The following is a 14,154-nucleotide window of genomic DNA, read 5'->3' on the forward strand; positions in this document are numbered from 1 at the left end:
GGTTTATCCGGGCGTCTTATAAGCGTAGACATTCGCTTCGGTAGATGAGGAGGAATATGTGCGGTAGATCACTCTTTTCGGAGCATTCGTTTTGCAACGATTTGTGAATATAAAAAAGAATGCCCCTCAGTGGAGGGGCATCAGGACTAGCGCATGGTCACAAACTCTTCGGCCGCGGTCGGGTGGATCGCCACGGTATTATCGAAGTCTTTCTTCGTCGCGCCCATCTTCAGCGCCACCGCAAAGCCCTGCAGGATCTCATCCATGCCAAAGCCAATGCCGTGGATACCGACAATCTTCTCTTCCGGGCCCACGCAGACCAGCTTCATGCGGCACGGCTGACGGTGCGAGGTGACGGCGGTATACATCGCGGTAAACGCAGATTTATACACTTTCACCTGATCGTCGCCATACTGCTCGCGCGCCTGCGGCTCGGTTAAACCGACGGTGCCGATAGGCGGGTGGCTGAAGACCACGGTCGGGATGTTGCTGTAATCCAGGTGCTCGTCCGGCTTGTTGTTGAACAGACGCTCGGAAAGGCGACGCCCCGCCGCAACGGCCACCGGGGTCAGTTCAACGGCACCGGTGTTATCGCCCACCGCGTAAATGCCTGGCACGCTGGTGTTCTGGAATTTATCGACGACGATATAGCCTTTTTCATCGGTTTTCACGCCGGTTACGGCCAGGTTGAAGTTGTCATTCGCCGGTTCACGGCCAATCGCCCAGATCAGGCAGTCGACGGTCTGGCTGCGACCATCTTCCAGCTCCAGGGTCAGGCTGCCGTCTGCATTTTTAATCACCGCTTTTGGCACGGCGTTGGTATGCAGGGTTGGACCTTCGGTGTTCATCACTTCTACTAAGGTGTCGACGATCAGCGGATCAAAGCTGCGCAGCGGCGCATGTTTACGCACGAACAGGTGCGCTTCAGCGCCCAGACCGTTAATCACACCGGCCAGCTCGACCGCGATATAACCCGCGCCCACCACCGCAACGCGCTCTGGCAGAGCTGGCAGCTCGAAGAAACCGTCGGAGTCGATGCCGTATTCGGCACCCGGGATGTTCGGGTGGCTCGGACGGCCGCCGGTAGCGATCAGGATATGATCGGCAGTGATCGTCTCCCCGTTCACTTCGATCGTTTTCGCGTCCACAAAGCGGGCGAAGCCGTGGATCACATCTACGTTGTTCTTACCCAACACGTTATCGTACGAGGTGTGAATGCGGTCGATGTAGGCCGTACGGCTGGCGATCAGCTTCTCCCAGTCGAAGTGGTTGATCGTGGTGTCAAAGCCGTAATCCGGGCCATACATATGGATGGCTTCACGGATTTGCGCCGCATGCCACATCACCTTTTTCGGTACACAACCCACGTTGACGCAGGTGCCGCCCAGCGCTTTGGCTTCAATCAGCGCACACTTCTGGCCATACATGGCCGCACGGTTGATGGAGGCGATGCCGCCGCTACCGCCGCCGATTGCGATGTAGTCATAATGCTTAGTCATAGCTTTTATCCTTAATCGTGAATTGCCGCGATTGTATACCTGAAATCAATAGTTTCCACCGATGGCTGCGATTACTCTGGCACGATCCAGCTGACGGTGGCGTGACCTGTCCCGGCAGGTACCAGGGTTTTATGCAGCCACGGCAGAACGTTGTTCATCTGCGCTTCGAGCTTCCATGGCGGGTTAATGACAATCATGCCGGAGGCGGTCATGCCGCGCTGGTCGCTGTCCGGACGGACGGCCAGCTCAATCTGCAGGATTTTGCGAATGCCGGTCGCTTCCAGGTCTTTGATCATGCGCTTGATCTGCGCGCGCAGGACCACCGGGTACCACAGGGCGTAGGTGCCGGTCGCAAAACGTTTGTAACCTTCGTTAATGCCGGCGACCACCGCCTGATAGTCGGTTTTGATTTCGTATGGCGGGTCGATCAGCACCAGGCCGCGACGGGAGACCGGCGGCAGTTTGGCTTTCAGCTGCAGGTAGCCATCGGCTTTGTCCACGCGGGCGCGGCTGTCTTTCTGGAACTCAGAACGCAGCAGCGGGAAATCGCTTGGGTGCAGCTCGGTCAACTGCAGGCTGTCCTGCTCACGCAGCAGCTGACGGGCAATCAATGGCGAGCCCGGGTAGTAGCGCAACTGGCCGTTGCGGTTGAAATGATTCACCACACCAATGTACGGCTCCAGCTCGGCAGGCAGATCGTCCTGCTGCCAGATACGGGCGATCCCTTCGAGATATTCACCGGTACGCTCGGCGTGTTCGCCGCTCAGCTGATAGCGGCCCGCGCCCGCGTGGGTGTCCAGATAAAGAAACGGCTTCTCTTTCTCTTTGAGTGATTCGATGATCAGGCTCTGAACGGTGTGTTTGAGGACGTCGGCGTGGTTGCCTGCGTGAAAGCTGTGGCGATAACTGAGCATGGATGAATGTGTTCCGGGTAGTCAACGTAGGCCCGATAAGCGTAGCGCCAGCGGGCAAAAATAGAGCGTATCGCCACAGTATACAGAAAAGTTTCCACGGCCGCGAAAGCGCAACGCCCGGCATTGAAATCCTCTACACTTAACCCCATTACTGAACCATATGCACAGCGCCGGATGCGCGCTTCATTCATCAAATTCAACAGGACAGCGTTTATGACCAATCCATTACTGACGCCTTTTTCGTTGCCACCGTTTTCTAAAATCCTCCCTGAGCATGTGGTTCCAGCCGTTACGCAAGCGCTGGACAACTGCCGCGCGGCGGTAGAAAGCGTGGTCGCGCAGGGCGGGCCGTACACCTGGGAAAATCTGTGTCAGCCGCTGGCCGAAGTGGATGACGTGCTGGGGCGTATCTTCTCCCCGGTAAGCCACCTCAACTCGGTAAAAAACAGCCCGGAGTTGCGTGAAGCCTACGAACAAACCCTGCCGCTGCTCTCTGAGTACAGCACCTGGGTCGGCCAGCACGAAGGGCTCTACAAGGCGTATCGCGATCTGCGCGACGGCGACCACTATGCTGACCTGAACACCGCGCAGAAAAAATCCGTCGATAACGCCCTGCGTGATTTCGAGCTTTCCGGGATTGGCCTGCCAAAAGAGAAGCAGGTTCGCTACGGCGAAATCGCGGCGCGCCTGTCTGAGCTGGGTAACCAGTACAGCAACAACGTGCTCGACGCCACCATGGGCTGGACGAAGCTGATTACCGACGAAGCAGAGCTGGCGGGTATGCCGGAAAGCGCACTGGCGGCGGCAAAAGCCCAGGCCGAAGCGAAAGAGCAGGAAGGTTTCCTGTTAACGCTGGATATCCCAAGTTATCTGCCGGTGATGACCTACTGCGACAACCAGGCATTGCGTGAAGAGATGTACCGCGCCTACAGCACCCGCGCCTCCGATCAGGGGCCGAATGCCGGTAAGTGGGATAACAGCCCGGTGATGGCAGAAATCCTCGCCCTGCGTCACGAGCTGGCACAGCTGCTGGGCTTTGACAGCTACGCGGACAAATCCCTCGCCACCAAAATGGCCGAGAACCCGCAGCAGGTGCTCGATTTCCTGACCGATCTGGCGAAACGCGCCCGTCCTCAGGGTGAAAAAGAGCTGGCCCAGCTGCGCGCCTTCGCCAAAGCGGAGTTTGGCGTGGATGAGCTGCAGCCGTGGGACATCGCGTATTACAGCGAAAAACAGAAGCAGCACCTCTACAGCATCAGCGACGAGCAGCTGCGCCCGTACTTCCCGGAAAACAAAGCCGTTAACGGCCTGTTCGAAGTGGTGAAACGCATCTACGGCATCACCGCCAAAGAGCGTACCGATATCGACGTCTGGCACCCGGACGTGCGCTTCTTCGAGTTGTATGACGAGAAAAACGAACTGCGCGGCAGTTTCTACCTCGACCTCTACGCGCGTGAGAACAAGCGCGGCGGGGCGTGGATGGATGACTGCGTTGGCCAGATGCGTAAAGCCGACGGTTCCCTGCAGAAGCCTGTCGCTTACCTGACCTGTAACTTCAACCGCCCGGTCAACGGCAAGCCGGCGCTGTTCACCCACGACGAAGTGATCACCCTGTTCCATGAGTTCGGTCACGGTCTGCACCATATGCTGACCCGCATTGAAACCGCAGGCGTGGCCGGTATTAGCGGTGTGCCGTGGGATGCGGTCGAGCTGCCGAGCCAGTTTATGGAAAACTGGTGCTGGGAGCCGGACGCACTGGCGTTTATCTCCGGCCACTACGAGACCGGTGAACCGCTGCCGAAAGAACTGCTGGATAAAATGCTGGCAGCCAAGAACTACCAGGCGGCAATGTTTATTCTGCGCCAGCTGGAGTTCGGCCTGTTCGACTTCCGCCTGCACGCCGAGTTTAGCCCGGAGCAGGGGGCAAAAATCCTCGAAACCCTGGCCGAGATTAAAAAGCAGGTCGCGGTTATTCCAGGGCCAACCTGGGGTCGCTTCCCGCACGCGTTCAGCCACATCTTCGCGGGCGGCTATGCGGCAGGTTATTACAGCTACCTGTGGGCCGATGTCCTGGCGGCGGATGCTTTCTCTCGCTTTGAAGAAGAGGGGATTTTTAACCGTGAAACCGGTCAGTCGTTCCTCGATAACATCCTGACCCGCGGCGGCTCAGAAGAGCCGATGGAGCTGTTCAAACGCTTCCGTGGCCGCGAGCCGCAGCTGGATGCGATGCTTGAGCATTACGGGATCAAAGGCTGATTGCTACGTGAAGATCTGCTTAGTGGATGAAACAGGCGCCGGAGACGGCGCCTTATCTGTTCTGGCCGCCCGTTGGGGGCTGGAGCACGATGAAGAAAACCTGATGGCGCTGGTGATGACGCCAGAGCATCTCGAATTACGTAAACGCGACGAACCGAAACTCGGCGGGATTTTTGTCGATTTTGCCGGGGGCGCGATGGCGCACCGGCGCAAGTTTGGCGGCGGACGTGGTGAGGCTGTTGCCAAAGCCGTCGGCATCAAAGGGAGCTATCTTCCGGATGTGGTGGATGCCACGGCGGGGCTGGGGCGCGATGCGTTTGTGCTGGCGTCTGTCGGCTGCCGCGTGCGGATGCTGGAGCGCAACCCGGTGGTGGCCGCGTTGCTGGATGACGGCCTGACCCGTGGCTACACGGACCCGGAAATTGGCCCGTGGTTGCAGGAACGCTTACAGCTGATCCACGCTTCAAGCCTGACGGCGTTGACCGATATCACCCCGCGCCCGCAGGTGGTCTATCTCGATCCGATGTTCCCGCATAAGCAGAAAAGCGCGCTGGTGAAAAAAGAGATGCGGGTGTTTCAGTCGCTGGTGGGGCCGGATCTGGATGCGGACGGCCTGCTTGAGCCTGCCCGTCAGCTTGCAACGAAGCGGGTGGTGGTGAAACGCCCGGACTACGCGCCGCCGCTGGCGGACGTTGCGACGACCAATGCGGTGACCACCAAAGGGCACCGGTTTGATATTTATTCGGGTACGCCGGAATAAAAAAGCCGGGTGGCGGCTTCGCCTTACCCGGCCTACGTTCAGTGCCATTTGTAGGCCCGGTAAGCGTTAGCGCCACCGGGCTTTTTTGCACTTACTCGTCTTCTTCGTCACGCAGCGGAACAATCAGCATATCCACGTGAACGGTATTGATCAGCTGACGCGCTGAGGACATCAGCTTGCTCCAGAAGTCCTGGTGATGACCGCAAACCACCAGGTCCATATCATATTTCTTAATCGCATCGACCAGCACCTGGCCCAGATCGCCGCTACCGCTTAAGGTTTCAGTGATCGGGTAACCTGCGTTGGTGGACAGCTCGCTCAGGGCGTGGTGTGTCTCTTCGGAGATGCGTTTTTGCATATCGCCGAGATTCACGTCGATCAGACCGGTGTAAAGGTCGGAGTAATTCACATCAACGTGAATCAGCGAAACTTTCGCGTTGTAAGGGCGTGCCATGGATACTGCTTTATCAACCAGCACTTTGCTCTCCGGGGAGAGGTCTACCGCGATGAGAATGTGTTTGTAAGCCATAGTGTTACTCCTTCCTTAAGTTATCGATGACTAAACAGAAAGCCGTCGTCTGATGCTTTCATTACGGCCCAGTTAAACATATTTTTCAAGCTTTGGTGTTGATAACGATTAACCTTGTGGCAAAAAAATTAACGGATCTCCTACACTATTTAATGAACCGTTCGGATATTAAAACGCGAACCGGATCGACTTTTGGTCATTCTTTCACTGAACTGTCTGTCAGGGCATTGGGGTGCGGTAGCTCAGAAGCCTTGCTTCGTGGGCGGACGCCGGGGAGGATGTATGATTAGCACCGTCGCATTGTTTTGGGCGTTATGCGTAGTTTGCATAGTGAATATGGCGCGCTACTTCTCATCGTTACGTGCGCTGTTAGTGGTACTTCGTGGTTGCGATCCGTTGCTTTATCAGTATGTGGACGGTGGAGGGTTCTTCACCTCGCATGGACAGCCCAGCAAACAGATGCGCCTGGTCGGGTATATCTACTACCAGCGCTACCGGGATCATCACGATGAAGAGTTTATCCGCCGCTGCGAGCGCCTGCGTCGCCAGTTCATTTTGACCAGCGCCCTGTGTGGCCTGGTCGTCGTCAGTATGATTGCCTTAATGATTTGGCACTGAGCATAAAAAAAGCGGGTCAGTTTCCTGACCCGCTTTTTTGTCGCCTTCAGCCGATTAAATCAGCTTCAGCGCAATCCAGTACAACCCACCCGAGAGCAGGATAGACGCCGGAAGCGTAAACACCCAGGCCATCAGAATGTTGGTCACGGTTTTGCGTTGCAGACCGCCGCCATCAACAATCATGGTACCTGCCACGGACGAAGAGAGGACGTGGGTGGTGGAGACCGGCATACCGGTGTAGCTTGCCAGACCGATAGAGACCGCCGCCGTCATCTGCGCGGACATGCCCTGCGCATAGGTCATGCCTTTCTTACCGATCTTCTCGCCGATGGTGGTTGCCACACGACGCCAGCCAATCATCGTACCGATACCCAGCGCCAGCGCGACAGCCATGATGATCCAGATTGGCGCGTACTCAATGGTGTTGAGCATATCGCTTTTCAGTTTCTTGAGCAGACGCTTGTCGTCAGCATTTACGTCTGGCAGCTTCGCGACTTTGTCGGTCACGTCAGAGATGCAGAGCATAATGCGACGCAGCTGACCACGCTGTTCAACGGCCAGTTTGTCGTAGCTTTCGATATCGCCCAGCATGCCTTTTGCACGTTCCAGCGCGTTAATCGCGTTTGCCGGGTGGCAGTGGAACTCGCCCGGCGCGGTGGTCGCACCCGCTTCAGGCGACGGGATCAGCTGGTCAACGCCGGTCGCTTTTTTCAGCAGTTCAGGGTGCTGCTGGAAATAGGTTTCAACGTTATTGACCGCATCACGGGTACGGGTGATTTCATAACCGGAGGCATTCATGTTAACCACGAAGCCCGCCGGTGCAACGCCAATCAGAACCAGCATCACCAGACCGATGCCTTTCTGCCCGTCGTTCGCGCCGTGAGAGAAGGCCACGCCGATGGCGGAAATGATCAGGGCGATACGCGTCCAGAATGGTGGCTTTTTCTTGCCGTCTTTCTTCTCACGCTCTGCTGGCGTCAGGTGGATACGCGCACGTTTTTTCGTGTTGCTCCAGTAGCGACGCAGGATGAAAATCAATCCACCCGCAACCACCAGACCGACGATAGGGGAGATGATCAGAGAACCGAAAATACCCAGTACTTTAGGCAGGTTAAGCGCATCAACAACCGAGGTACCGGTCATCAGGGCGTTGGTTAACCCGATACCGATAATGGCGCCGATGAGGGTGTGAGAACTGGATGCAGGCAGGCCGAAATACCAGGTACCGAGGTTCCAGATAATTGCAGCAAGCAGCATTGAGAACACCATAGCGAGGCCATGGCCAGAACTTACGTTAAGCAGCAGATCCGTTGGCAGCATATGCACAATGGCATACGCAACGCTCAGTCCGCCCAGAAGGACACCAAAAAAGTTAAATACCGCCGCCATAACGACCGCCAGTTGCGATCGCATTGCGCGAGTGTAGATAACCGTTGCTACTGCGTTTGCAGTGTCGTGGAAGCCGTTGATCGCTTCGTAAAACAGTACAAAAACCAGAGCAAGCAATAATAAAAGCCCGGTATGTAAATCCAGGCCGGCAAACAAATGTAGCATAGGACGTTACGCCATTTTGAGGACATGAACGCGGCGCATTATCCAGGACAAATGCGCGGCGGGCAAAGTGAAATATAGACTTTTTTTGACATACCACCTGATTTGGGAAAAGTGCCTGAAAGGATATTCTTTAAATTTCAATGAAATGGCTTTGTAATATCTTTTTACGCTGGTGTGACCACAGAGGAAACTTTACAATCCGCGGCAGTGAACAAAGAGGGTTTTGACGTGGAAAGGTTTGATGCCGTGGTAATTGGCGCCGGTGCGGCGGGTATGTTTTGTGCGGCGATGGCCGGACAGGCGGGTCGTCGCGTGCTGCTGCTGGATAACGGTAAAAAGCCTGGGCGCAAGATCCTGATGTCTGGCGGCGGGCGCTGCAACTTTACGAACCTGTATGTCGAACCTGCGGCCTATCTGAGCCAGAACCGCCATTTTTGTAAATCTGCGCTGGCGCGTTATACCCAGTGGGATTTTATCGATCTTGTGGGTAAGCACGGTATCGCGTGGCATGAGAAGACGTTGGGGCAGCTGTTCTGTGACGACTCCGCGCAGCAGATTGTCGATATGCTGGTGGCCGAGTGCGAGAAGGGCGGCGTGGTAATGCGCCTGCGTACGGAGGTGCTGGACGTATCCCGCGACGAGCAGGGCTATACGCTGCAGCTCAACGGCGAAAGCGTCAGCGCCGATAACCTGGTCATTGCCAGCGGCGGTCTGTCGATGCCGGGGCTGGGCGCCTCGCCGTTCGGCTACAAAATTGCCGAGCAGTTTGGCCTGAAGGTGCTGCCAACGCGTGCGGGACTGGTTCCTTTTACTCTGCACAAACCGCTTCTGGAACAGCTTCAGACGTTGTCTGGCGTTTCTGTTCCTTCCGTTATTACCGCCGAAGACGGAACGGTGTTCCGCGAAAACTTGCTCTTTACCCACCGCGGCCTCTCCGGCCCGGCGGTGCTGCAAATCTCCAGCTACTGGCAGCCGGGCGAGTTCGTCACGGTTAACCTGCTGCCCGAGTGCGATCTGGATGCGTTCCTCAACGAACAGCGTGCGGCGCACCCGAATCAGAGCCTGAAAAATACCCTCGCGATGCAGTTGCCGAAGCGTCTGGTAGAGTGTTTGCAGGGGTTAGGGCAGATCCCGGATGTTTCCCTTAAGCAGCTTAACAGCCGCGAGCAGGAGACGCTGGTAGAGACCCTGACAAACTGGCGCGTGCAGCCCAACGGCACCGAAGGCTACCGCACGGCGGAGGTCACGCTGGGCGGTGTCGACACGAATGAGCTCTCCTCGCGCACGATGGAGGCACGCAACGTGCCGGGCCTCTACTTCATCGGTGAAGTGATGGATGTGACCGGCTGGCTGGGCGGGTATAACTTCCAGTGGGCGTGGGCCAGTGCCTGGGCGTGTGCGCAGGCGCTGGCCGATGTCCGAGGACAATAAAGTTGTACACAAAGCACTAAAGTTGTAACCATTCTCAAAAAACGACGCTAATGTTGTATACTTACTGAATGTGTGGTTATAGGGTTGGAGACTATAAAATGCACATATAGGTACGTATCAATGTCGTTTTTAGGGTACGATCATGGCTAGGGGTAGGCGTCTCAAATCCTATTTGGATTATGAAAATGCGCTAGGTGACGGCATAGGAGTGGGCTATGGCCAAAGTTATCAGCCCTGGCTTAGAGCTCAGGACGTTAAATCCCGTGGAAACCGTTCGATAGTCTTTGGCCTTAAGACGTTTCGAAACCATCATCTCCTTTCTTCTGTCGAAAGTAACTTTTTCTATCTGGCTGAGTTTAATGACTCGGTGATTGATATCCGGGAACAATTCCCACTCTTTCCTCTCCGGCTTACCCAACAAATAGCAAATCATCTACATTTTCAACATCCTATGGTGAGGGGAGTAAGAGGAGTACCTGTCGAAGTTCTGAATGTTATGACAACCGATTTTTTACTGACCTTGAGAACTCCTGAAGGCGGACTTCGATACAAAGCTATAGCAGTAAAACATAACGAGAGCATACCTGAACGCGAAGCCCAAAAACTTGAAATAGAGAGGATGTTTTGGCAGTTGATTGATGTTGAGTTTCAAATTTATGTTGGCTCGGAACTCAATAACGTCGTCGGTAAAAACATTTGCTGGGCTACTTCTGTATTAAGAGATGGTTCTGAATTTTATGATAAATATCCTCTTGATAAAATCCTATGGAAGCTTAAACCAGATGTTTATCCCATAGTAGGACTACGTGCAATGATTTCATCAATCTTTGGGGTAGATGCACAAGAAGCGATGATGTTATTGCAGGCAATGATTGGATTAAAAATGATAAATGTTGATTTATCATATCCAATACTCGAAACCGGTCTGATAAAGATAATTTCCAATGACCACTATATAGGACTGAACGCAAATGGATATTATTAGGAATTCAGTCTGGCTCTCTCAAGGCACTGATTTGCTTGCAGAGGGACTTTACCGTGTTTTGGATTTTGACAGAAAGGTCGATTTGTTAATTTTGTTTAAAATAAAATCAGAAAGAACGGGTAAGCCAATCCCTTTCTCATTTTCAATGTTTAAATATTATATTGAATCAAATAGCATAACTTGTAAAGATTATATATATCCTTCATATATGTTAGTAGATGAGAAAGAATTAACAGATAAAGACAGAGGAAGGCGAGATGAAAATTACAATATCATTAAAGATCTTGTAGATGACAGAATGTTTCTGTTCGACTATGCATTACATAAAAAGTCGCACCTTTTAATGGATTACTCAAGAAATAAAAAAATATCACAATATACTATCAGAACGCTTCTGGCGTTGTATTGGCGACATGGGCAGGATATTTATGCATTGCTACCCGCATTCTCGAACTGTGGCGCCGCTGGGAAAAGTAAAATCAAACATGAAATTAAACTTGGGAATTCCAAAAAAAACAGAGCATTACCTAATGAACGATCACGTGTTTTCATTCTTAATGAAAGAGATATAAATAATATTAGAAAATCTCTCATTACGTATCATTATAAAGTTAACGGAGATACGATAAAGAAAACATTAGAGAGACATATTGATTTGTATTTTAGGGATGAAATTAAAACAGCAAACCTAGAAAATAGAGCTCCATATGTTCCTTCTTTAAAACAATTTTCATACTGGAATAAAAAACTCTTCACTAAAGATTTCTCGATAAATAAGAAGAACACGAAAAAAGAAATAGACCTCAAAATGCGGGCGCTTTTAGGTAGTGTGGCTAATACAACTGTTTTGCCGGGTGATGTTTTCGAAATAGACTCAACTGTCGCTGATGTACATCTTATTTCGAGTTTAAACAGACGAAAAGTCATTGGGCGTCCTACTATTTATACAGTGGTGGATCGTGCAACAAGAATGATTGTTGGCCTTCATGTTTCTTTATACCATGCTTCATGGCGAGCCGCCCGACAAGCGTTAGCAAATTGCTTTATGCCAAAAAAAGAATATTGTAGATTATTTGGAATCTCTATTACTGATGATGATTGGCCTTGTTCTCACATTCCATTAACATTGATGTGTGACAACGGGGAGATGATTGGTCTTAAACCTCAGGAAGAGATGACCCCCCTGACAAAACTTGAGTTTGCGCCAGTCGGTAGAGGCGACAGAAAAAGCATTGTTGAACGCTGTTTCGGCATTCTGAATGATGAGGTTATTCATAGGCTTATTGGAACAACACGAAGGGGAAAGATTGTTAAAGGAGAGCCAACACCGCAATCCAGGGCTTGTTTAACGATTCAGGAGGTCACGTCTTTACTGATTCGGGAGATACTTGCACATAATCAGAGAACGTATGAGGAACTGGCTTATATCAATCCCTTACTGATTGAAAATGATCTCGTAATATCACCAAAAAATAGTTGGATGATAAGCTTAAAGCACGGGAGATTCAGCGCAAGAGCCGTTGGGGCCGACGAAGTGATCGCACGATTGTTAATCCCTGTGAACGCTAACATTACCGCCGGTGGGATTCAGTACAATAATCTTTTTTATGAATGTGATCCTGAAATTGCATCAGGTGTCAGAGTATTTGGAAGAACCACTTGTGAAGCAAGAATAGATGACAATTGCGTAGATTATATATATGTAAGATTTGACAAAAATAGCATTTTCAAAAAACATTACCTACTTAAGAAAAGAGATGTATTTAAAGGGAAAGCTCATCTTGATACAGATGTAATGGCTGATTGGGTAGATACTCAAAAAGAAATTAATTTATTTACTCTGGATTCGCTCAGCAATATCAATAATAAAGATGAATTTAACAGGAAAGGTAACGAAAGATTAAATGAAATATACGAATCTCGCCGGGTACATGGTAAAGATATTAAAAAGAACAGGAAAAATGAACTTGATTCATTAGGGCGAACTCATGTTGCTAATGGAAGATCTGAACCCCTACTTCCTTCATCCAGTAATGTTCTGCTTTTGCCTGGCCGGGAGGAGAAACAAAGATGGTTAAAAGGTAAGAAGAAGACTGAGGACGCAGAATAATGAATCTTATACGGCGCGTTTCAGCGATATATAAAGAACAGGAGTTACCTGAGTATCGTGGCAATCCCTTAATTGAAGCACTTCCTGAAGCGCTTACGGAAGATGAAGTACTTCTGGAAATGAGTTATTTCCCCGAAATTGACGAAAAAATCCGCTGGACTGCCCCGGCGAATGTTAGAGAGCAGTATGTCGAACGTATAAAGAAATTCCGTTGCCCTCAAACCAATCTTATCCAGGCTTATAAGATGATCTTACGGGCACTTAGGGAAAGCTATGCAGCTCGTAATCCTTTAAAAAGCGGAACAATTCAATATCTTCATTACTATGGAAATGAGCGTCCTGATATTGAGCCAGAAAGTGGATATTTTAAATCCCAGGCTGAAACTATTACGATAGTTGGAATGAGTGGTTCTGGAAAAACTACCATGATTGAGCAAGTCATGGATCATTTCCCTCAGATTATAGAACACAGCAGCTATAAAGGAGTTTTTCCCGGCTTCAGTAAGCAAATTGTATGGGTAAAGATTAATTGTCCATACAATTCAAGTGTGAGAGACCTTTGTGAAGAGATTTTACAAAAATTAGATGATGCAATTGGTATTGAACGAACTACACCTGAGATTAGAAATGGTGCTCTGGCTCGCCAGATTGCACAAAGAATTAAATCATCATTTTTGGGTATCCTTGTTATTGATGAAATGCAGAGGCTTAAATTTTCAAGAACCGGGGGTGAGAGTAAGTTGATTGATTTTTTACATGAAATTGTAGATTCCATGGGGGTATCTATGGTTTTTTGTGGAAATCATCCTTTTGACGAGACGCTGACAAAGAAAATGAGAATTGCCAGGCGGGCAGAGTCTGGTGGTTACATGAAAATTAAGAATGTTAGATACGATTCACAAGACTGGCAATCGTTTATTCATTATTTATGGCCATTACAATGGACAAATGTTGAAACTCCATTAAATGATGAGTTAAACGAAAAATTATTCATTTTATCTAAAGGCAATATTGGATTGGCTCAGATGATTTATCGGGGGGCACAATTAAAGGTTATCGGTAGCGGCAATGAAATCATCACTGGCGCAGTCTTGTCGGCCTCTGTACCGGTACTCGTGAGTCATACGGAGGAATATAAGGATACTCCACTCCCGGGGGCCGCGACTGAAGATGAGGAAGCTAAATGGCTCTCTGCATCTAATGAGGGTGATGCTTCGGCTAAAATCATGGCAGAGAAGTCCCTAAAGTCTTTGATCCCTGGGGATATAGACAGGCCACAGCACAAGGAATTCGTAGGAAAAATAGACGAGGTTTTGCGCAATTTCGACGAGAAAATACTGTCTCTTGACCACGATCTTGTTATCAACAGAACTGAATCGCCACGGATAATCTAGACACTTCCGAGCCGTTGATAATACTGGTTTTCATATTCTGTCGGTGACATCTGTTCGCTAGAACCATGCCGACGCTTACTGTTATAAAACATTTCGATGTAATC

Annotated in this window: 12 protein-coding genes; 7 read left to right on the forward strand and 5 right to left on the reverse strand. The window is 50.9% G+C overall.

What is annotated here, in order from left to right:
* Positions 1-146: 146 nt before the first annotated feature.
* Together gorA and PUZ33_RS21790 are read right to left on the reverse strand one after the other, a co-directional pair.
* Complete coding sequence (gene gorA / locus PUZ33_RS21785; protein WP_020687710.1) at positions 147-1,499, reverse strand: glutathione-disulfide reductase; 1,353 nt, start codon at positions 1,497-1,499, stop codon at positions 147-149.
* A 71-nt stretch (positions 1,500-1,570) separates the two neighbouring features.
* Positions 1,571-2,413: a 23S rRNA (adenine(2030)-N(6))-methyltransferase RlmJ gene (locus PUZ33_RS21790; protein WP_058680830.1), complete on the reverse strand. Its 843-nt coding sequence runs from the start codon at positions 2,411-2,413 to the stop codon at positions 1,571-1,573.
* 213 nt (positions 2,414-2,626) lie between these two features.
* Here PUZ33_RS21790 and prlC point away from each other — a divergent pair, with 213 nt between their 5' ends.
* Together prlC and rsmJ are read left to right on the forward strand one after the other, a co-directional pair.
* The gene (gene prlC, locus PUZ33_RS21795) at positions 2,627-4,669 is read left to right on the forward strand and encodes an oligopeptidase A (protein ID WP_063161221.1); all 2,043 of its coding nucleotides are present in this window, start codon (positions 2,627-2,629) and stop codon (positions 4,667-4,669) included.
* Between the two features lie 7 nt (positions 4,670-4,676).
* Positions 4,677-5,429, forward strand: a complete 753-nt coding sequence (gene rsmJ, locus PUZ33_RS21800) for a 16S rRNA (guanine(1516)-N(2))-methyltransferase RsmJ (protein WP_058680832.1) — start codon at positions 4,677-4,679, stop codon at positions 5,427-5,429.
* Between the two features lie 91 nt (positions 5,430-5,520).
* Here the strand turns inward: rsmJ and uspA are convergent, their stop codons facing one another.
* Complete coding sequence (gene uspA / locus PUZ33_RS21805) at positions 5,521-5,958, reverse strand: universal stress protein UspA (RefSeq protein WP_003861223.1); 438 nt, start codon at positions 5,956-5,958, stop codon at positions 5,521-5,523.
* A 282-nt stretch (positions 5,959-6,240) separates the two neighbouring features.
* On the opposite strand from uspA, the gene uspB reads away from it, so the two are divergent.
* A complete protein-coding gene (gene uspB / locus PUZ33_RS21810; protein ID WP_003861224.1) occupies positions 6,241-6,576 on the forward strand; it encodes a universal stress protein UspB in 336 nt (111 codons plus the stop codon).
* 54 nt (positions 6,577-6,630) lie between these two features.
* On the opposite strand, the gene pitA is transcribed toward uspB, so the two are convergent.
* Positions 6,631-8,130 carry an inorganic phosphate transporter PitA gene (gene pitA / locus PUZ33_RS21815; protein ID WP_013099193.1) on the reverse strand — a complete coding sequence of 500 codons (1,500 nt, stop codon included), beginning with the start codon at positions 8,128-8,130 and terminating at the stop codon, positions 6,631-6,633.
* Positions 8,131-8,358: 228 nt separating this feature from the next.
* On the opposite strand from pitA, the gene PUZ33_RS21820 reads away from it, so the two are divergent.
* The 4 genes from PUZ33_RS21820 (at position 8,359) to PUZ33_RS21835 (ending at position 14,050) form a co-directional block, all read left to right on the forward strand.
* Positions 8,359-9,561 carry an NAD(P)/FAD-dependent oxidoreductase gene (locus tag PUZ33_RS21820; protein ID WP_044159598.1) on the forward strand — a complete coding sequence of 401 codons (1,203 nt, stop codon included), beginning with the start codon at positions 8,359-8,361 and terminating at the stop codon, positions 9,559-9,561.
* 142 nt (positions 9,562-9,703) lie between these two features.
* The gene (locus tag PUZ33_RS21825) at positions 9,704-10,546 is read left to right on the forward strand and encodes a TnsA endonuclease N-terminal domain-containing protein (RefSeq protein WP_000090707.1); all 843 of its coding nucleotides are present in this window, start codon (positions 9,704-9,706) and stop codon (positions 10,544-10,546) included.
* The gene (locus PUZ33_RS21830; RefSeq protein ID WP_252107858.1) at positions 10,533-12,656 is read left to right on the forward strand and encodes a transposase; all 2,124 of its coding nucleotides are present in this window, start codon (positions 10,533-10,535) and stop codon (positions 12,654-12,656) included. Before PUZ33_RS21825 ends, PUZ33_RS21830 begins: the two co-directional genes overlap by 14 nt.
* Positions 12,656-14,050: an ATP-binding protein gene (locus PUZ33_RS21835; RefSeq protein ID WP_337995333.1), complete on the forward strand. Its 1,395-nt coding sequence runs from the start codon at positions 12,656-12,658 to the stop codon at positions 14,048-14,050. Before PUZ33_RS21830 ends, PUZ33_RS21835 begins: the two co-directional genes overlap by 1 nt.
* Here PUZ33_RS21835 and PUZ33_RS21840 read toward each other — a convergent pair.
* The coding region (locus PUZ33_RS21840; protein WP_131729156.1) for an IS3 family transposase at positions 14,047-14,154 on the reverse strand (108 nt) is incomplete at its 5' end. The genes PUZ33_RS21835 and PUZ33_RS21840 overlap by 4 nt on opposite strands.

The sequence above is a fragment of the Enterobacter cloacae complex sp. 2022EL-00981 genome (assembly GCF_028737495.1).
Taxonomy (GTDB): domain Bacteria; phylum Pseudomonadota; class Gammaproteobacteria; order Enterobacterales; family Enterobacteriaceae; genus Enterobacter; species Enterobacter cloacae.